Source organism: Tenacibaculum aiptasiae, assembly GCF_965221665.1.
Taxonomy (GTDB): Bacteria; Bacteroidota; Bacteroidia; order Flavobacteriales; family Flavobacteriaceae; genus Polaribacter; species Polaribacter aiptasiae.
Genome location: NZ_CBDCSN010000002.1, coordinates 2360323 through 2378922, shown reverse-complemented (window position 1 = coordinate 2378922; position 18600 = coordinate 2360323). Strand labels below are relative to the sequence as shown.

The 18600-nt window shown below is 29.7% G+C and carries 17 protein-coding genes; 10 read left to right on the top strand and 7 right to left on the bottom strand.

All coding sequences use genetic code 11. From position 1 onward, the window contains the following. Positions 1 to 30 precede the first annotated feature (30 nt). The 5 genes from ACOQN8_RS11320 to ACOQN8_RS11300 all read right to left on the bottom strand — a co-directional run bounded on the left by ACOQN8_RS11320 (position 31) and on the right by ACOQN8_RS11300 (position 7920). Positions 31 to 765, bottom strand: coding sequence for a LytR/AlgR family response regulator transcription factor (locus ACOQN8_RS11320; RefSeq protein ID WP_420552746.1), 735 nt, complete (start codon positions 763 to 765; stop codon positions 31 to 33). Position 766: 1 nt separating this feature from the next. Further along, a complete protein-coding gene (locus ACOQN8_RS11315; RefSeq protein ID WP_420552745.1) occupies positions 767 to 2002 on the bottom strand; it encodes a sensor histidine kinase in 1236 nt (411 codons plus the stop codon). 105 nt (positions 2003 to 2107) lie between these two features. Further along, complete coding sequence (locus ACOQN8_RS11310; protein ID WP_420552744.1) at positions 2108 to 5017, bottom strand: sensor histidine kinase; 2910 nt, start codon at positions 5015 to 5017, stop codon at positions 2108 to 2110. A 261-nt stretch (positions 5018 to 5278) separates the two neighbouring features. Further along, positions 5279 to 7180 (bottom strand): molecular chaperone DnaK, encoded by a 1902-nt coding sequence (dnaK, locus tag ACOQN8_RS11305; protein ID WP_235275732.1) that lies wholly within the window; start codon positions 7178 to 7180, stop codon positions 5279 to 5281. Between the two features lie 134 nt (positions 7181 to 7314). Then, entirely contained in the window at positions 7315 to 7920 is a 606-nt protein-coding gene (locus tag ACOQN8_RS11300; protein WP_420552743.1) for an NUDIX hydrolase, read from the bottom strand. Positions 7921 to 7927: 7 nt separating this feature from the next. Here ACOQN8_RS11300 and pyrE point away from each other — a divergent pair, with 7 nt between their 5' ends. Both pyrE and ACOQN8_RS11290 read left to right on the top strand, forming a co-directional pair. Beyond that, a complete protein-coding gene (pyrE, locus tag ACOQN8_RS11295) occupies positions 7928 to 8575 on the top strand; it encodes an orotate phosphoribosyltransferase (RefSeq protein WP_150900713.1) in 648 nt (215 codons plus the stop codon). Positions 8576 to 8587: 12 nt separating this feature from the next. After that, a complete protein-coding gene (locus ACOQN8_RS11290) occupies positions 8588 to 8977 on the top strand; it encodes an SRPBCC family protein (protein WP_235275734.1) in 390 nt (129 codons plus the stop codon). Position 8978: 1 nt separating this feature from the next. Here the strand turns inward: ACOQN8_RS11290 and ACOQN8_RS11285 are convergent, their stop codons facing one another. Continuing rightward, entirely contained in the window at positions 8979 to 9710 is a 732-nt protein-coding gene (locus ACOQN8_RS11285) for a biotin--[acetyl-CoA-carboxylase] ligase (RefSeq protein ID WP_420552742.1), read from the bottom strand. Positions 9711 to 9796: 86 nt separating this feature from the next. Here ACOQN8_RS11285 and rsfS point away from each other — a divergent pair, with 86 nt between their 5' ends. The 6 genes from rsfS to ACOQN8_RS11255 are packed head-to-tail and all read left to right on the top strand — an operon-like array spanning position 9797 to position 14453. Further along, positions 9797 to 10165, top strand: coding sequence for a ribosome silencing factor (gene rsfS, locus ACOQN8_RS11280; protein WP_150900710.1), 369 nt, complete (start codon positions 9797 to 9799; stop codon positions 10163 to 10165). Positions 10166 to 10193: 28 nt separating this feature from the next. Then, positions 10194 to 12128: an ATP-dependent zinc metalloprotease FtsH gene (ftsH, locus tag ACOQN8_RS11275; RefSeq protein WP_420552741.1), complete on the top strand. Its 1935-nt coding sequence runs from the start codon at positions 10194 to 10196 to the stop codon at positions 12126 to 12128. A gap of 12 nt (positions 12129 to 12140) precedes the next feature. Further along, positions 12141 to 12731 (top strand): hypothetical protein, encoded by a 591-nt coding sequence (locus tag ACOQN8_RS11270; protein ID WP_150900708.1) that lies wholly within the window; start codon positions 12141 to 12143, stop codon positions 12729 to 12731. 9 nt (positions 12732 to 12740) lie between these two features. Further along, on the top strand, positions 12741 to 13535 hold the full coding sequence (locus ACOQN8_RS11265) for a phosphatidate cytidylyltransferase (protein ID WP_420552740.1): 795 nt from the start codon (positions 12741 to 12743) through the stop codon (positions 13533 to 13535). 21 nt (positions 13536 to 13556) lie between these two features. Beyond that, positions 13557 to 13814: an acyl-CoA-binding protein gene (locus ACOQN8_RS11260; RefSeq protein WP_150900706.1), complete on the top strand. Its 258-nt coding sequence runs from the start codon at positions 13557 to 13559 to the stop codon at positions 13812 to 13814. Between the two features lie 9 nt (positions 13815 to 13823). Further along, entirely contained in the window at positions 13824 to 14453 is a 630-nt protein-coding gene (locus ACOQN8_RS11255; RefSeq protein WP_420552739.1) for a YceI family protein, read from the top strand. A 67-nt stretch (positions 14454 to 14520) separates the two neighbouring features. On the opposite strand, the gene ACOQN8_RS11250 is transcribed toward ACOQN8_RS11255, so the two are convergent. Further along, positions 14521 to 16068, bottom strand: coding sequence for a peptide MFS transporter (locus ACOQN8_RS11250; protein WP_420552738.1), 1548 nt, complete (start codon positions 16066 to 16068; stop codon positions 14521 to 14523). Positions 16069 to 16256: 188 nt separating this feature from the next. Between ACOQN8_RS11250 and ACOQN8_RS11245 the strand changes: the two genes are divergently transcribed. Continuing rightward, complete coding sequence (locus ACOQN8_RS11245) at positions 16257 to 16937, top strand: TetR/AcrR family transcriptional regulator (RefSeq protein WP_150900703.1); 681 nt, start codon at positions 16257 to 16259, stop codon at positions 16935 to 16937. Further along, the gene (locus tag ACOQN8_RS11240; RefSeq protein ID WP_420552737.1) at positions 16927 to 18588 is read left to right on the top strand and encodes a peptidase domain-containing ABC transporter; all 1662 of its coding nucleotides are present in this window, start codon (positions 16927 to 16929) and stop codon (positions 18586 to 18588) included. The genes ACOQN8_RS11245 and ACOQN8_RS11240 overlap by 11 nt, the downstream gene beginning before the upstream one ends. Positions 18589 to 18600: the final 12 nt, after the last annotated feature.

The following is an 18600-nucleotide window of genomic DNA, read 5'->3' as shown; positions in this document are numbered from 1 at the left end:
GGTTTTCTTATTAAACTTTTATTTAAACTTCTAAGAACAAAAAAGCTCTTCAAAATATTCTTTATAACTCTTACTAATTGGTATTTTAAGATCTGTTTTTAGCTTTACTTCTTTCTCTTTTTTAGAATACGTTTCTATTTGATTAACATTGATAATCCACGATCTATGCACTCGAGCAAAATCATTATCTGTACATAATAACTTTTGATAATAACTTAACTTTTTGGCCACCACATACTTTTTATCATTATTCGTGTAAATTACTGAGTACATTCTATCGGCTTCTATACATAAGATATCACTTAAGTTTACAATAGCATAGTCAGTTTTATAAGGAATAGCTATTCTTTGAAGTTCTTTTTTATTACTCTTTAAAACTTCTAAGTTAGCATTGGAATTCCCTAAATTCTTTATTACCTTTTTTACCGCTTCTTTTAATCTTTCTATATCAATTGGTTTTAACAAATAATCTATTGCTGCAACCTCAAATGCTTTGATAGCATACATATCATAAGCTGTAATAAAAACAATTTGAAAATCGACATTTTCAAACTCTTCTAAAAGTTGGAATCCATTTTTTCTGGGCATTTCTATATCCAAAAAAACCAGTTGTGGTTTTGTTTTTTTTATTTCTTCAACTGCCTCATCTACATTAGAAGCTTCCGAAACCACTTCAATCTCTTTGCAAAAAGCATTTAATAAATATTTTAAATTCTCTCTTGCATTTAACTCATCATCAACTATTACCGCTTGTATCTTTGTCATCTTAACTTACATAAGGTATTTTTACAACTACTTTTGTTCCTTTTTCTACTTTTTCATAAACAACTCCTATATCTGTTTTATAAAACTCTTTAAGCAACTTCAATCTATTTTCAATAGCTTTTATTGAAGAATCTTCCGTTTCTAGCTTTCTGTTTAACGTATTTATTTGCTTAGATGCTTCAATTCCAATTCCATTATCAGTTACCGAACATATAAATATATCCTCTTGATAAAACTCTATTTCTATTTTCTTCTCTCCTTCAATCTTATGAAGCAAACCATAACGAATTGCATTTTCTACAAATGGCTGTATTACCGCTGATGGTATTTTTATTTCTTCTATATTTTTTTCTCCTCTTATTTCGTATTCAAAATCTTGTTTAAAACGTAACTTCTCTAACTCTAAGTACTTTTTTAACATTGATAATTCTACACTAAAATCTATAAAACTTTTTTCACTTGTTTTTATACTCTCTCTCATTAATAAAGAGAACTTTGTTAAATACTTATAGGCTTCCTCCTTATTTCCTGCTAATATTAAGCTCTGTATTGAATTGATTGTATTGAATAAAAAATGTGGATTCATTTGAGATTTGAGTGCTTTCAATTGAAGACTTGCCAATTCACTTCTCTTTCGTTCTTCCAACTCTAAATAAGCTTGCTCTAACTTCTCTTTACTTAACAATAATTCTTTTTCGTGCTTTTTATTTAAATTATCTGAATAATTTAAAATTACGTAAGCTGCAACAAATACAGAGAATACTAATACTGGTAAAATTGTATTATCGGGATAATGCTTGTAAATTAAATTTGGAACAAAATACAATATGAAGCAAAGCACAAGAATACTTATATTAATCCATTTTTTTTCTATTAAAATCAAACCTATCAATGGATATATAAAATAAAAGTTTTCTATTAAACTTAATGGCGTGGTATAATTTGCAAAAACAAAAGTAATCCCTATTATAGAACATATAAAAAGTACTCTTGCCAATATGTAAAAGTGCTTATACTGAAAAAGAAAAATAATAAATATGAGGACATAAGAAATTCCATGCATTATCAAACTTCCTTCTAACTCTCTTTCAAAAATAATATCGAAAATAGTTATAACCACTATCAATATTGACCATGTAAAACAAAAGATATTTAACAATTTTATCTTTTTATTTTCTTTTGCGTCATTAGATGGTAATATACCTATATCGAATATTTTATATATAAAAGATTTCATTTTGTTTTTGTCCCCCGCCTTTTTAAGACTTAGTTAAATTTATTTTTTTAGTTTATTTTTATTAAAAACTTCTTCCTAAACTCAAAAATTAACTTCCTAATAAAATTATAATCCGATTGTATAGGGAAGCCTCACCACAACCCTAGTACCCTCTTCTACATCTTCAAAACACACACCAATATCTACCTTATAGTATTCTTTTAAGAAAGCCAACTTGTCATCTATTGCCTTGGTCGAAAATGATTCTCTAGTAACTTTATTTTGAATTTTGAGTTCTTTAGCTGCTTTTATCCCTATGCCATTATCTGTTATTATACATATTAAAACATCCTCTTGCTTAAACTCTATAAGCACCTTCTTATCATTTCCTTTTTTATGCAAAAGTCCATGTTTCAATGCGTTCTCTATATAAGGTTGAATAATCATAGTTGGTATTTTTATATCACCTACATTTTCATTTCCTTTAATTTCATATGAAAACTCTTCTCTAAAACGTAACTTTTCTAATTCTAAGTATTTTTTTAATAATTGTAGCTCCTCATCAAAATGAACAAAGCTCTTCTTACTCATATTTAAGTTTTCTCTTATTAATAGAGAGAATTTTGTTAAATAATCATAGGCTTTATATTTATCTCCCCTTAAAACTAAGTTTTGAATTGAATTTAAAGCATTGAATGTAAAATGAGGGTTCATTTGAGATTGTAAACTTTCTAATTTAGATGACACTAATTGTTTCTGCATTCTTTCCCTTTCAAGTACCTCCTCTTGCTTTCTTTTTAATGTTTTCAATCGAGCATTAAATCTATACCAAATTACTAAAAACAAAGATGTTATTACACTTAATATAAACCACCATTCTTTATAAAATGGTAATTGAATCTCAATATCAATCTTTTTCACATCACTTTCTTTATCACCATTAAAATCAACCGTTTTTAATTCAAACCTATATTTTCCTGCTGACAAATCATTAAATGTAATCTGATCTATTCCCTTAGATAAAACATCCCATTTATCATTCTTCTTATTTTTTATTAAGCGATACTTATACTGCAAGCTTTCCTCCGTCAAAAAACCATTCGCATGAAATTTAAATTGTATTTTATTTTCATTATGTTTTAAGCTATAGGTATCTTTTATTTCAAGATGTTCGTCATTTACCAAAACATCTGAAAAGTAAAAATCTTGCACCTCCATCTCTTTAAAAACCTTGTCTTTATCTACTTCAAACACTCCTTTATTCGAACTAAAAAATACAGATTTATCAAACACAACTATATCTGATATGTTATAAGAGTTAACCCCATCTCTCTTTGTTAAATTTTTAAACGTTCCCTTCTTCACATCTAAGACCTGAATCCCTTTATTAGTCGAAATCCAGAGTGAATTTTCATTTGCTTTAATTACACTTGTCAAATTAGATATCAACCCATTTTCTTTTGTATAATTTATATAAGCCTTTCCATTTTTCACCCCTATTAAGCCATCTTTAAATGTAGACATCCATATAGTTCCATCTGCCGTTTCCTCTATGTCAAGTGCAAAAATTGGTTTATTTTTATATAAAACTGGGGTAGGTTTTAACTTTTCATCATATACTTTTACACCGTCAACATACCCTACATATATTTTCTTACTTAGCTTACTATAGTGTGCAGAATAGGATCTTTTCATCCCTATTCTAACTCGCTCTTCATTATCCTTTACATGATTAATAGAAGCATATGCAAATGCAGCAAATATTATTTTTCCATCTTTATATAATGAAAAATCTTTTGCATTCCCATACGATTTAAGCTTTTGATACTTTAATGTATTTACATTTAATATTACTGAATTTGATGCAAAACTTACTAGAGCTTTTTCATCATTCAACCCTATAATTGAAAATACTTTTTCTTTAGACCCTACATCTATATCCCTTTTCTCACCGGTTATCACATTTAAAAGCGTTAAGTACCCATTAGTTGACCCAAACAATACTTTATCTTTCCCAACCTTACCCATTGCACTTATGTTCTGAGCAGTATCAGCGCTTTTATATTTATTTAAATAAATATTAGGTATTATGAATATCCCATCTCTCAAAGTAGAGCACCAATAATTGTTATTAGAATCTGTAATAACTTGAGTTATTTGCTTATCCTTAAAATAACTTTTTACATGTTTTATCTCTTTACTTCCATATGTACATACATAAACTCCTTTTTCTGTACAAAACCACAACTCCTCATTTCTAATAAAAATTCTAATTGTAAAATTTTTTTTTAAATCTTCTGGAAGTTTTATTTTAACCAATTCATTATTCTCCTCCACAACCAACATTCCTTTTTGATTTTTAACTACATCTCCATTAAAATCATAACTATAATGAAACTGTTTATTTTGAAACTTAAAACTCCTCCAGTTTATACCTGAATATTTAACTGTATTTTTTAAACTTTGAATCCTCTTAAATGTTTTTCCATTTGTTGAGTAATTCATTTTGGTCTGACTCAGATAAAACAAAGTATCTTTTTTCTTAAAAACAGAAGCAATATAATTGTTGTTATTTATTAATTTACTCTCTTTGGTTTTTAAGTTCACATTTAAAATGTACCAATAATTAATAATTATTAAATAGTCTTTAAAAAATAGAAATTCTGCTAATTGACCATTAGCTTGCTCTTCAATATCTATAAAAAGCTTTAGTTCATCATTTTCTACATAAAAAAATTGACCTGTAATATTATTACACCAAACCCTTCCTTGGCTATCTAATTTTAAACCAAAAACAGACAATGCTCTTTTTTTAGGATGTGAATAGTTTTTAAACTCCTTTCCATCATACCTAAAAAGCCCTTTATCAGCTGCTAACCAGATATAACCTTTTTCATCTTCTAATACATCATAAAACTCAATATCAGGCAATCCATCTTTTTCTGTTAAATGTTCAAAAACTGGGTGTTGAGAGAACAATACAGTACTGGAAAACAACAAGATTAAATAAAGGAATAGCGTATTTTTTTTTATCATAATTCAAAGCTACATTTTTAAGTAATAGTTTAAACTTAAAAATAAAATATTTTAATTTCTAATTAACATAATTGTTTTAAGGGGATTACAATTGTATATAAACAAATCGCTAATCAATATTTTTTTCTACAGAATAAACGATATTCTTTCCGAATGACAACATATTATTTCCGAATGGAAGTTTTAAACTTCCTTAAAAACAAAAAGAGACTGTTCTAAACAGAACAATCTCTTTTAAATAATATATATGTAAGTTAAATCTTACTTCACTTCTTCGAAATCTACATCTTCAACATTATCTCCCTGAGCATTATTTCCTTCAGGTTGACCTTGTTGAGCTCCTGCATTTCCTCCAGCTTGTTGCTGTGCAGCATACATTTCTTCAGAGGCAACTTTCCAAGCTTCATTAATCTTTTCCATTGCAGCATCAATTTGCGCAAGGTCTTTAGATTCGTGAGCAGCTTTTAATTCTGTTAAAGCAGCTTCAATTGGACCTTTCTTATCATCTGATAATTTATCACCAAATTCTTTTAATTGCTTTTCAGTTTGGAAAATCATAGAATCTGCTCCATTAATTTTCTCTGCTGTTTCTTTAGCTTTAGCATCTGCATCTGCATTTGCTTCTGCTTCTGCTTTCATTTTCTCGATTTCTTCATCAGATAATCCAGAAGAAGCTTCAATACGAATATCTTGAGACTTTCCTGTTGCTTTATCTGCTGCAGACACATTAATAATTCCGTTTGCATCAATATCGAAAGTTACTTCAATTTGAGGAACTCCTCTTTGAGCTGGTGGAATATCTGTTAATTGGAAACGACCAATTGTTTTGTTATCTGCTGCCATCGCTCTTTCACCTTGTAATACGTGAATATCTACCGATGGTTGGTTATCTACAGCTGTAGAGAATACTTGAGATTTCTTAGTTGGAATCGTAGTATTTGCTTCGATTAATTTAGTAAATACATTCCCCATAGTTTCAATTCCTAATGATAAAGGCGTAACATCTAATAATAATACATCTTTTACATCACCAGTTAAAACTCCACCTTGAATTGCTGCTCCTAAAGAAACAACTTCGTCTGGATTAACTCCTTTACTAGGTGCTTTTCCAAAGAACTTCTCAACTGCTTCTTGAATTGCTGGAATACGAGTTGAGCCTCCTACTAAAATTACTTCATCAATATCAGAAGTACTTAAATCAGCATTTCTTAACGCTGCTTGACATGGCTCAATAGTTCTCTTTACTAAATCATCTATTAAAGCTTCAAACTTAGCTCTAGTCATTGTTCTAACTAAGTGCTTTGGTCCAGAAGCAGTAGCAGTAATATACGGTAAGTTTATTTCAGTAGAAGTTGTACTAGATAATTCAATCTTAGCTTTTTCTGCAGCTTCTTTTAAACGTTGTAAAGCCATTGGGTCTTTACGTAAGTCCATATTTTCTTCTGCCATGAACTCATCAGCTAACCAGTTGATTATTTTCTCATCAACATCATCTCCTCCTAAGTGTGTATCTCCATCTGTAGCTAATACTTCAAATACTCCATCTCCTAATTCTAAGATAGAAACATCATGTGTACCTCCACCAAAATCAAATACTACAATTTTCTTATCGTCATTTGCTTTATCTAATCCATAAGCTAAAGCTGCTGCAGTTGGCTCGTTTATAATACGACGAACTTTTAATCCTGCAATCTCACCAGCTTCTTTTGTAGCTTGTCTTTGTGCATCATTAAAATATGCTGGAACAGTAATTACAGCTTCTGCTACATCCTGACCTAAGTAGTCTTCAGCAGTTTTTTTCATTTTCTGTAATACCATTGCAGAAATTTCTTGTGGTGTATATAAACGACCATCAATATCTACACGTGGTGTATCGTTATCTCCTTTTACAACTTTATAAGGAACCCTTCCTGCTTCTTTTTCAGACTCAGAAAATTTATTCCCCATAAAACGCTTGATAGAATAAACAGTTTTTGTTGGATTCGTAACAGCTTGTCTCTTTGCTGGATCTCCTACTTTTCTTTCTCCTCCCTCAACAAAAGCCACAATAGATGGCGTAGTTCTTCTTCCTTCAGCGTTAGGAATTACTACTGGCTCATTTCCTTCCATTACAGAAACACATGAGTTCGTAGTACCTAAATCTATACCTATAATTTTACTCATAATTGTTATTTATCTTTTTTAAATTTTAATTCAATTTTACGAGTAGTTATAGTCAAAGTGTATGCCAATAACTTTTTGCTTTTGTTTTGGCAGAAAAAGTTTTAAAAACATGTACAATAAATGACATAGTGTCACTAATTAATCATTTCTTTATAGTGACTGTATACCAATTTAATATTACAGTAAGTATTTTGTAGTGCTACAGTTGTTTCTTCTGTATTCTTAAAAACAACTTTGGTTATTCCTTCTTCTATTTGAGGAGTTAATGCTCCTTGGTGTGTAGAATGCATCAAGTACCAGTGGGTTTCTTTTAATCGATGCTCTCCTTTTTGAAGGAATAAATGATAGGTATTTGTTAACTTTCTTATTATTTCTAAGTTTGAAACTCCACATTCTTCTTCAACCTCTCTGATTGCGGTTTCTTCTATGCCTTCTCCTTTCTCAATTCGTCCTTTTGGCAAATCCCATTTATTTCCTCTATAAATAAATAAGACTTCTTCATTATCATTTAAAACCAATCCTCCTGCAGCAATCATTACTTTAAACTTCATTCTAAAATCTTCCCAGTCTTTAGGCAAATTGGTTGAAAATAAATAAACGCCTTGTAACTTACCCAACTTCAACTTATAAATAACTTCATCTAAAGTTGTGTTTTTGTATATAAAAGCAGGATAATTTTCTTCATTTTTTATTGAAGTTGTAAAAATTATTGGCTTATCATTAACAAAAACTTTATACATTTGCGTTATGGATTTTAACAAAGATACGGCAAAAAAAACAGCTGAACTTCTTTTGCAGATAAAAGCAATAAAATTAAGCCCTAACGAGCCTTTCACTTGGGCTTCAGGCTGGAAATCACCAATTTACTGTGACAATAGAGTTACTTTATCTTACCCACCAGTTAGAAATTTTTTAAAAGAAAAAATAGCAAAACTAGTTGAGGAAAAACATGGTAAACCTGATGTAATTGCAGGAGTTGCTACTGGAGCTATTGCTATTGGTATATTAGTAGCTCAAGAATTAGGTGTTCCTTTTATTTATGTTCGCCCTGAACCAAAAAAACACGGTAGAAAAAATCAAATTGAGGGACATTTAGAAAGCGGTCAAAATGTTGTTGTAATTGAGGATTTAATTAGTACTGGTAAAAGTAGTTTAAATGCTGTTAAAGCTTTAAAAGAAGCGCATGCAAACGTTAAAGGAATGATTGCTATCTTTTCTTACGGTTTTGCTGTAGCAACTGAAAACTTCGAAGCTGCAAATGTTGAGCTTACTACTTTAAGTAATTATGAATATTTACTAGAACAAGCATTAGATAGTAAATATATTACCAGCGAAGAGTTAAGACTTTTAGAAGATTGGAGAGTTGGTCCTAGTGAATGGAAACAAGAATCATAAAAAAATAAACACATGAATATTGAAGGAAATAAAGTAACAGTAAAAAAATCGGCAAAAGATATTTTTGATTTTTTTTCTAAACTTGAAAACTTTGAACAATTAATGCCAGAAAACACTCAAAAATTTGAAGTTGATGGTGACAGTTTTATTTTTGGCTTAAAAGGAATGCCAGAAATAAGATTAGTAATGAAAGAGAAAACTGAGTACTCAAACATTACTTTAGGAGCTGCTAGCAGTAAATTACCTTTTACTTTATCTTCAGATATTAGTGAAGTATCTGAAAACGAATGTGAAGTTGTATTAAAGTTCAATGGAGATTTTAATCCTATGATGGCAATGATGGTAAAAAAGCCATTAACTAAATTTATTGAAACATTAACAGATAATATTTCAAAAATATAAATTAAGCAAATGAAACTTCCTTAAGGTCAAATTCCTTAACGGTTTCATCTTCTAATTCTATTTGGAGTTTTCCAATACTTGAAACTCCAATTATTTTACCCATAAATAAAATGTTCTGTTTGTCTTTAAACATAGACGGAACATTTTTTTTATACAAAACCTTCAAATATTCTTTTTCTAAAAATGGATATTCCTTCTTCTTTAAAATTTCAATTTTTTCTTGAAGACTTAAAATTATTTCGTTTAGTAGAAGATCCAAATCAAACTCTTTATTTAGAATTTTTTTCAAAGATGATGCATTGGGTAAATTAATAGGAAAACTATCTTGATTTACATTAATTCCAATTCCTATTATTGATGAACTAATTTGTTTCCCTTTTAAAACATTTTCAATTAAAACACCTGCTATTTTTTTATTTCCTGACATAATGTCGTTAGGCCATTTTACAGATAACTTAGGTAGTTTTAAACGATTTAGTACTTCAAAAACACTTAATGCAACACTATAACTTAAACTTTTTTGATTAATAATCTGCAAGTCTCTAAACTCACAAAAGACACTAAAAGTCAGGTTTTTACCAGACCTCACCTCCCATTTAGCGTTCATCTGACCTCTACCAGAAGTTTGACTTTTTGCTACTACAACAGTAAAGTCTTCAACAATAGAATTTTCTGCCATTTCCTTCAAAAAAGAATTGGTAGAATCGATGGCATCAAGTTTGATTATTTTCATATAAGTTTTGCAAGTAAAACAAGTATCAATATTACATAAATTACTCGCAAAAAAATAATAACTTTGCTAAAACTTAAATTTTTTTGATGACAAAAGAACAAGCAAGCGCGGACGATTTAATAGCTGTGATTATAAAGGGGATTGATGAGGTAAAAGGAGAAGACATCCAACTACTAGATTTAAGAGAAATAGAGAATACTGTTTGCGATTATTTTATAGTATGTTCTGGTAATTCTAACACACAAATTAATGCCATTTCTGGCTCTATACAAAAATTAGTAAGTAAAGAACTTAAAGATAAACCTTGGCATGTTGAAGGGCAAGGAAATGCTGAATGGGTTCTTATGGATTACGTAAATGTTGTTGTACATATATTTCAAAAGCAGGTACGTGAATACTATGATATTGAAAGTCTTTGGGGAGATGCAAAAATCACTGAAATTAACCCAGCTTAATTGCTAACAAATTTAGACACCTTATTTTATGAGTGAAAAGAAAAAAAATACGCCAAAATTTACTTTTAATTCGTTTTGGCTGTACATACCAATCTTAGTTATTCTTTTAGGAATAAGCTATTTTAATTCTGGAGATTTAGGATCTAGAAATATTTCTAAAAATGAGTTCACAAAAATCTTGAAGGCAAACGATATTGAAAAGATTGTTGTTGAGAATAATAATGTAGCTCAAATATTCTTAAAGCCTGAAGCTGAGAAAAAAGAGGATCACAAAAAATTAACTGATTCTCCTTTTTACAGAAAAGGAGCACCTTTATATAGTTATAACTTCGGTGATTTACAGAATTTTGAAAACGAAATTGACAAAGCTAAAAAAGAAAACAATCTTGATTTCGATAAAGCTAACATCGAAAGAACAAGTATGTTTGATACTATTATCAGCTTTTTACCTTTTATACTACTAATAGCTATCTGGTTATTCTTTATGCGAAGAATGTCTGGAGGAGCTGGTGGAGGAGCTGGTGGTGGTCAAATTTTCAATATTGGAAAATCTAAAGCAAAACTTTTTGATCAAGACACAAAAGTAAAAACAACTTTTAAAAATGTTGCTGGTTTAGAAGGTGCTAAAGAAGAGGTTCAAGAAATTGTTGACTTCTTAAAAACTCCTGAAAAATACACAAAATTAGGAGGTAAAATTCCTAAAGGAGCTTTACTAGTAGGACCTCCTGGTACAGGAAAAACATTATTAGCTAAAGCAGTAGCTGGAGAAGCTGGAGTTCCTTTCTTCTCTTTATCTGGTTCTGATTTTGTTGAAATGTTTGTTGGTGTTGGTGCTTCTCGTGTAAGAGATTTATTTAAACAAGCACAACAAAAATCACCTTCAATCATATTTATTGATGAGATTGATGCTATCGGTAGAGCTAGAGGTAAAAACAGTATGACAGGTGGTAATGATGAGCGTGAAAACACTTTAAACCAGTTATTAACTGAAATGGATGGTTTTGGTACTGACACAAATGTTATTGTATTAGCAGCTACTAACCGTGCAGATGTGTTAGATAAAGCCTTAATGCGTGCTGGTCGTTTTGATCGTCAGATATACGTAGATTTACCAGATTTACACGAACGAAGAGAAATTTTTGAAGTACATATTAAACCATTAAGATTAGCTGACAATGCTAATTTAGAATTCTTAGCACAACAAACTCCAGGTTTCTCTGGTGCAGATATAGCAAACTTATGTAACGAAGCTGCCTTAATTGCTGCTAGAAACAACAAACCTGCTATTGAACATCAAGATTTCTTAGATGCTGTTGATAGAATTGTTGGTGGTTTAGAAAAGAAAAACAAAGTAATTACTCCTAAAGAGAAAGAAGTCATTGCTTTTCATGAAGCTGGTCACGCTACAGTTAGCTGGATGCTTGAACATGCAGCTCCATTAGTAAAAGTAACTATTGTACCTAGAGGACAATCATTAGGTGCTGCTTGGTATTTACCAGAAGAAAGAAAAATTGTTCAAACAGAACAAATGTTAGATGAAATGTGTGCTACTATGGGAGGTAGAGCCGCAGAAAAATTAATATTTGATAAAATATCTACAGGAGCTTTAAGCGACTTGGAAAAAGTTACAAAACAAGCTCGTGCCATGGTTACCGTTTATGGTTTAAATGAAAAAGTAGGAAACATCACTTATTACGATTCATCAGGAAACGATTCTTTTGTAAAACCATATAGTGACGATACTGCTAAAACAATTGATGAAGAAATTTCTAAAATAATTGAAGGACAATATCAAAGAGCTATTGATATTTTAGAAGAACATAAAGATAAACTTACTTTACTTTCAGAATTATTACTTGAAAAAGAAGTTATCTTTAAAGCTGATTTAGTAAAAGTATTTGGTGAAAGACCATTTGAAAAAAAAGAAGATAACGAGAAAACAAACACATTAACTGAAGAATAGTTTTATTATTTAATGAGTTTTTTTAAAAAATTATTTAAATCATATACAGAATCATCTAGAGAAAAAAAGATTAACGAACAAGAGGTCAATCTTTCTCTAGATGATTCTTTCGTACACAACTTTATCAATAAAGGAGGGAAATTCTTATACTGCACATCTATTAAAGAAGTTACCAATAATTTAAAGCATATTCTACAAGAAAATAACTGGAAAAAAGTTACTTGTACCGATTTTGACCTATTAAAAATTGTTGAAAATGTAGATGTTAGTATCCAAAAACATTCTTCTGAATCTATTCCTTTCTTCACTTCTTGTGAACATTTAATAGCCAACAAAGGAGACATCTTATTCTCCTCTAACCAACTAGGAAGCAATAAATTATCATCTCATTCAAAGCATTTTATTGTTTATGCTACTACAAGTCAACTCGTTAAAAACATGGGAGAAGGCTTAACAGGAATTAAAACTCATTTTAGTGGTAATATTCCTACAAATATTAGCTCAACTACAAATTACAAAATAGATATTGAAGATGATAGTTTTTTAAGTTATGGAAATAGTAACTCAAAAAACTTATATTTGCTGCTCTTTGAAGACCTTTAAGATATAAATATGTCCAATCTTATAACAAGAAGTATTTCTGCACTTGTTTATGCTATAATTTTTATTTCTGCTATTCTATTTTCAGCAGAAACATATATAGGATTACTTGCAATTTTTGCAACCGTTTGTATTTATGAATTTTCTAAAATCATAAATCTTAAAAACATTATCCCTTATGTATTTTTAATTGCAATTGTATTCTTATCAATAAAACAACCAGCTTTTTCGTTGACAGAGCCTTTAATTGCAATCTCTTTAGTTGGACTAACAGGATTACTTTATTTACTTATTAGCACAAAACCGATTAAATACGGCAGTTTTATTCAAAAGTTAGGATTACATATTATATACCTAATACTTCCTTTTTATTTTTTAATAAAACTACCTTTTATAGATAATAACTATGTTCCTAATATGATTATTTATATCATTATTATCATATGGACTAACGATAGTTTTGCCTATTTAGTTGGTAAAAATTTTGGAAAGCATAAATTATTTGAATCTGTTTCTCCTAAAAAAACAATTGAAGGTTTTATTGGAGGCTTAGCTTTTTCTATTCTTGCTGGTATTTTAATTGCAAAATTCTCCAATGTTTTCTCAACTATAAATTGGATTGTTATCGCAATTATTGTTTCTATATTGGGTTCTTTAGGCGATTTAGTTGAATCGAAATTTAAAAGACAAGCAAAAGTAAAAGACAGCGGTACAATTATGCCTGGACATGGTGGACTATTAGATAGGCTAGATAGCTTGTTTTTTCTTGCTCCCTTCGTATATTTGTATGTACATTATATAATGTAATTATACACCTTATCATTCTTCATGATTAACGATCTAGATATAGAGTTTAATAAAGCTTACGAAAAAGCTTCTCGGATTAAAGAAAAACTCCCTCCTGATATTATGCTTAAACTATATGCATATTATAAGCAAGCTGTTAAAGGAGACCAATTTTCTTTTAATACCGACGATAACTTGAGAAATGCTTTTAAGTTTAATGCTTGGATGCAATTAAAAGGAATGAGTGAAGATGATGCAAAAAGAGAATATATCAACTTAGTCAACTCAATTATAAAATAAACAATCCTTATGAAAAAAATTATTTCTTCATTATTAATATGTGCTACTATAGGTAGCTTAGTATCGTGTAAATCGGAAGCAAAAAAAGAAGCTCCTGCTAAACCAGAGGTTAAAGTAGAAAAAAAGGCTGCTTTTGTTTTACAAGATGCAGACAACCTTATCAACTGGACAGCATATAAAACTACTGGTAAAACTCCTGTTAACGGTCAGTTTAAAAAAGTAACTATTACTTCAAACGGAGAAGGAAACACAGCAAAAGAAGCTATTAATAATGCTGAATTCTCTATTCCTGTTAGCAGTATTTTCACTAAAGATTCTAGTAGAGATTTTAAAATCAAAAAATTCTTTTTTGCTGTAATGGATAAAACTGAATTACTTTCTGGAAAATTAGTTCTAGAAAACGATTCTATTGGATATTCTGATTTAACTATGAATGGAGTTACCAAAAAGCTTCCTTTTAAGTATTCTATCAATGGAAAGAATTTTAGTCTAAGTGGAGTAATGAAGATTACCGATTGGAAAGCTGAAAAAGCATTAGCTTCTTTAAACGAAGCTTGTAAAGATTTACACAAAGGTGAAGATGGTGTTTCAAAAACTTGGGACGAAGTTGCTATCAACATCACTTCTACTTTTAAATAAAACTTATTACACATATATATAAAAGCCTAAGAACAAATCTTAGGCTTTTTTTTGATTAATATTTTATTTAATGAACACCTTTCATCATTCGTTTTATAGGCAAAGAAAAGATTATAACTAATCCCCCTATTAACGAAGCTATAATTCCAAAATTTGCATACACTGACACATAAGTATACAACTGTTTAAACACTTCTGTTTTTTGCATTATAACATCACTCGACAAACCAGTTACAAACTCTGTAACCTCTCCAAAGACACCTTTTGAAAACACTCCTAATTCGCCATTAGAGACAGCTGTTAGTTTAGCTATTTTTCCAGCAAAAAAATGTCCGTAAAAATTAGCAGAGAACCAAACTCCCATTATAAAAGCTACATATTTTAACGGTGATAATTCTGTCATTTTCGACAAACCTATTGGTGACAAAAACAACTCCCCTACTGTATATACAAAAGTTCCTAACACCAAATAAAACATTGGCGTTTTAGCAAACTCATCTACCTGTTGAGCCGATAAACCAAATACAACAAATCCTAAACCTAAAAAGAACAATCCTAAACCAAATTTAACTACTGAGTTAGGGTTTCTTTTTATCTTGTTTAAAAAGATCCAAAGCATTGAAAATGGTATTGCCAACAGTATTATAAAACCTGAATTTATACTGTTCGTTTGAGCTGCATTCATTAAAACTAAATTAACATTTCTATCAGCAAATAATGTCAACGAACTCCCTGCTTGTTCAAAAATGGCCGAAAATAATGTATACAAAACTGTAAAATATACTGCCACTAATAACTGTTTACGTTCTGACAAAGTAACCTGTTTTAGAATATAGCTTAAGTAAACAATTAAAAAAAGCGAAACTACCCAAACCAAATAATGCTCAAATTGATGAAAACGTACAATTAATGCAAAAATAGGTACTGACAAAAAAGCTCCAATTGTTACTAAATTCCCTGACTTTATCCCTAAATTTTTTCTATTATACAATGCTTCGTTAGGAATTAAACCGTGATCTTCAAAGACTTCTCTTTTAAGCCCATTGTTAAAAACCAATAAACCTATTAACATCCCTATACCAGCTAAAACAAATCCATAATGCCAGCCATATGATTCTGCTAACCATGCACATAATAATGGAGCTACTGCTCCTCCTATATTAACCCCCATATAAAATATTGTAAATCCTGCATCTCGCCTGGTATCTTCTTTCTTATATAACTTTCCTACAAAAGAAGATATATTCGGTTTAAAAAAACCATTTCCTACTATTATTAACGATAATGAACTATAGAAAAACACTGGATGTTCAAAAGTTAAAAAAAAGTGACCTAAAGCCATTAAAACACCTCCTAATATAATAGCCTTTCTAAAGCCTAAAATTTTATCAGCAAGTACACCTCCAATCATTGGAGTTACATATACTAAAGACATATAAGCTGCATAAATTCCGAAAGACATTTCATCTGAAAAAAGTAAGTGTTTTGTCATGTAAAGCACCAACAAGGCTCTCATACCATAAAAGGAAAAACGCTCCCATAATTCTGCAAAAAATAAATACAATAGTCCTCTTGGGTGACCAAAAACATCTGTTGTTGACGTATAAGTTTTCATATAAATAAAAGTTTTAGCTAAACTATTTTTTGACTAAAACTTTTTAAAACACTGTAGTAAATTGTTATAAAAAATAAGTTTTGTGAGTTTTTGTAACCTTTAAAAAACCTAGCATTAATAAAGATTTAACATTTTAACTCACTAAGTTAATAGTAATACTATTAAATTTGCAGATATAATAATTATTTATGAAAAATCTACTTTCAAATCTTAAAATTGAAATCCCTTGTGGAATTTATATTAAAGACCCTGAGACATCCGATTTAGGAAAAAGAATTATTGAGCATAGTATTGTACTTATTGAAGAAATTGGTTTTGAAAAATTTAACTTTAAAAAACTAGGTCAAAAAATAGGTTCAAACGAAAGTTCTATTTATAGATATTTTGAAAGTAAGCACAAGCTATTAATCTACCTAACTTCCTGGTATTGGGGATGGATACAATATCAATTAGTTATTGAAACTTATAGTATTCAAGATTCAAAAGATAAGCTAAGTAAAGCCATTGAAGTAGTTACTAAAACTACTAAACAGGATAGTAATTTCTCTCACATTAATGAGATTTTATTAAACCGAATTGTAATAGATGAAAATTCTAAATCTTATTCTACAAAAAAGGTAGATTCAGAAAACAAAGAAGGCTTTTTTAGATTATACAAAGAAGTGGTTAGACGGTTAGCAAGCATTATTAGCCAATATACACCTTCATACAAACACCCTTTAACATTAGCTAGTACTATTATTGAAGGAGCTTTACATCAACAATTCATTAGACAACATTTTAAAACATTAACGAATTGTGATGACCAAATAACACCAACATCATTTTTTATTGACTTAACTCTTAACACTCTTGCTAATGAACGATAATAAAACACTAACCCCTTGGAAACGTTTTGTTGGCTTATTAAACCTTGAAAAAAAAGATACATTCCAAATTGGATACTACGCCATATTTGAAGGAATTGTTGCCCTTTCTCTTCCTTTAGGAATACAAGCTATTATTAATTTACTTCAAGCTGCTCAGGTATCAGCTTCTTGGATTGTTTTGGTAATATTAGTTACCTGTGGTGTAGGGTTTAGTGGAGTTTTGAAATTGATGCAAATTAGAATCATAGAAACTATTCAACAACGAATATTTACCAGAGCTTCTATTGAGTTAAGTTATCGATTTCCTAAAATAAAAATGAAAGAATTAGAAAACTATTACCCTCCTGAATTGGCTAATAGATTTTTTGATACACTAACTATTCAAAAAGGACTTTCTAAAGTTCTTATTGATGTACCTTCGGCATTTTTACAAATTATTTTTGCCTTAATATTACTTTCATTTTATCATCCATTTTTTATTGTATTTGGAATTCTTTTACTGCTATTAATTTATGTAGTATTTAAATTCACCGCAGAAAAAGGATTAGAAACTAGTTTAAAAGAATCTAAAAACAAATATAAAGTTGCACACTGGTTACAAGAAATTGCTCGTACTATTATTAGCTTTAAGTTATCAGGTAAAACAACTTTAGCACTTCAAAAAAGTGATGATCTAGTAAGTGAATACTTACAGTCAAGAGAAAGCCACTTTAGAGTATTAGTTACTCAGTATATTCAAATGATTAGCTTTAAAGTCATAGTAACTGCTGGGCTATTGTTAATTGGTGGATTTCTTGTATTGAACCAGCAAATGAATATTGGTCAATTCGTTGCAGCAGAAATCATCATTTTATTGGTTATTAACTCTGTTGAAAAACTTATTGTTGGACTTGAATCTTTTTACGATGTATTAACTTCAATTGAAAAACTAGGTCAAGTAGTAGATAAACCAATTGAATCTCAAAAAGGAACAAATGTTGAGAATTTTGACGAATTTAAAATAGAGATTCAAAATGCAAGCTATGTAACTTCAGCAAAGGAAACACCTATACTTAATGATATCTCTTTTACAATTAATCCAAAAGATAGAGTTTTAGTTCAAGGAAAAAGTAGCTCAGGAAAATCTAGCTTATTGCAAATGATTGCTGGAGTTATTGAACCAACTTCTGGAAATATCTTTATCAATAATTTATCGATAAAAAGCCTTTTATTGAATAGTTATAGATCAAATTTAGGGTTATCACTTTCAGAAGAAACTCCATTTGAAGGTACTATTCGTGAAAACATAACTTTTGGTGATGAAAAAATTACCGATGAAGAAATTTATGAATTATTTGATGCCATTGGTTTGTCTTATTTTCTAAAACATCAACCTAACGGCTTAGACACTTATATTCAACCAGAAGGTAAGTTAATTGGTTACACAGTAGCTAAAAAATTAATTTTAGCAAGAGCTATAATAAGTAAACCAAAACTGCTAATACTAGAAGACCCTCTTGATCAATTAGAAAAAGAGGAAACTCAAAAAATAATTGATTACATCACTGACAAATCAAAACCTTGGGGATTAATTATAGTAAGCAGTAACGATGCTTGGAAAAAGAAGTGCAACAAACAAATAACCCTTGTAAAAGGAGTTATTGTAAACTAAAAAGAACATAAA

Excerpts from the sequence above, each read along its gene's own strand:
- ACOQN8_RS11320 (WP_420552746.1), bottom strand. The coding sequence starts at position 765 with ATGACAAAGATACAAGCGGTAATAGTTGATGATGAGTTAAATGCAAGA.
- ACOQN8_RS11315 (WP_420552745.1), bottom strand. The coding sequence starts at position 2,002 with ATGAAATCTTTTATATATAAAATATTCGATATAGGTATATTACCATCT.
- ACOQN8_RS11310 (WP_420552744.1), bottom strand. The coding sequence starts at position 5,017 with ATGATAAAAAAAAATACGCTATTCCTTTATTTAATCTTGTTGTTTTCC.
- dnaK (WP_235275732.1), bottom strand. The coding sequence starts at position 7,180 with ATGAGTAAAATTATAGGTATAGATTTAGGTACTACGAACTCATGTGTT.
- ACOQN8_RS11300 (WP_420552743.1), bottom strand. The coding sequence starts at position 7,920 with ATGTATAAAGTTTTTGTTAATGATAAGCCAATAATTTTTACAACTTCA.
- pyrE (WP_150900713.1), top strand. The coding sequence starts at position 7,928 with ATGGATTTTAACAAAGATACGGCAAAAAAAACAGCTGAACTTCTTTTG.
- ACOQN8_RS11290 (WP_235275734.1), top strand. The coding sequence starts at position 8,588 with ATGAATATTGAAGGAAATAAAGTAACAGTAAAAAAATCGGCAAAAGAT.
- ACOQN8_RS11285 (WP_420552742.1), bottom strand. The coding sequence starts at position 9,710 with ATGAAAATAATCAAACTTGATGCCATCGATTCTACCAATTCTTTTTTG.
- rsfS (WP_150900710.1), top strand. The coding sequence starts at position 9,797 with ATGACAAAAGAACAAGCAAGCGCGGACGATTTAATAGCTGTGATTATA.
- ftsH (WP_420552741.1), top strand. The coding sequence starts at position 10,194 with ATGAGTGAAAAGAAAAAAAATACGCCAAAATTTACTTTTAATTCGTTT.
- ACOQN8_RS11270 (WP_150900708.1), top strand. The coding sequence starts at position 12,141 with ATGAGTTTTTTTAAAAAATTATTTAAATCATATACAGAATCATCTAGA.
- ACOQN8_RS11265 (WP_420552740.1), top strand. The coding sequence starts at position 12,741 with ATGTCCAATCTTATAACAAGAAGTATTTCTGCACTTGTTTATGCTATA.
- ACOQN8_RS11260 (WP_150900706.1), top strand. The coding sequence starts at position 13,557 with ATGATTAACGATCTAGATATAGAGTTTAATAAAGCTTACGAAAAAGCT.
- ACOQN8_RS11255 (WP_420552739.1), top strand. The coding sequence starts at position 13,824 with ATGAAAAAAATTATTTCTTCATTATTAATATGTGCTACTATAGGTAGC.
- ACOQN8_RS11250 (WP_420552738.1), bottom strand. The coding sequence starts at position 16,068 with ATGAAAACTTATACGTCAACAACAGATGTTTTTGGTCACCCAAGAGGA.
- ACOQN8_RS11245 (WP_150900703.1), top strand. The coding sequence starts at position 16,257 with ATGAAAAATCTACTTTCAAATCTTAAAATTGAAATCCCTTGTGGAATT.
- ACOQN8_RS11240 (WP_420552737.1), top strand. The coding sequence starts at position 16,927 with ATGAACGATAATAAAACACTAACCCCTTGGAAACGTTTTGTTGGCTTA.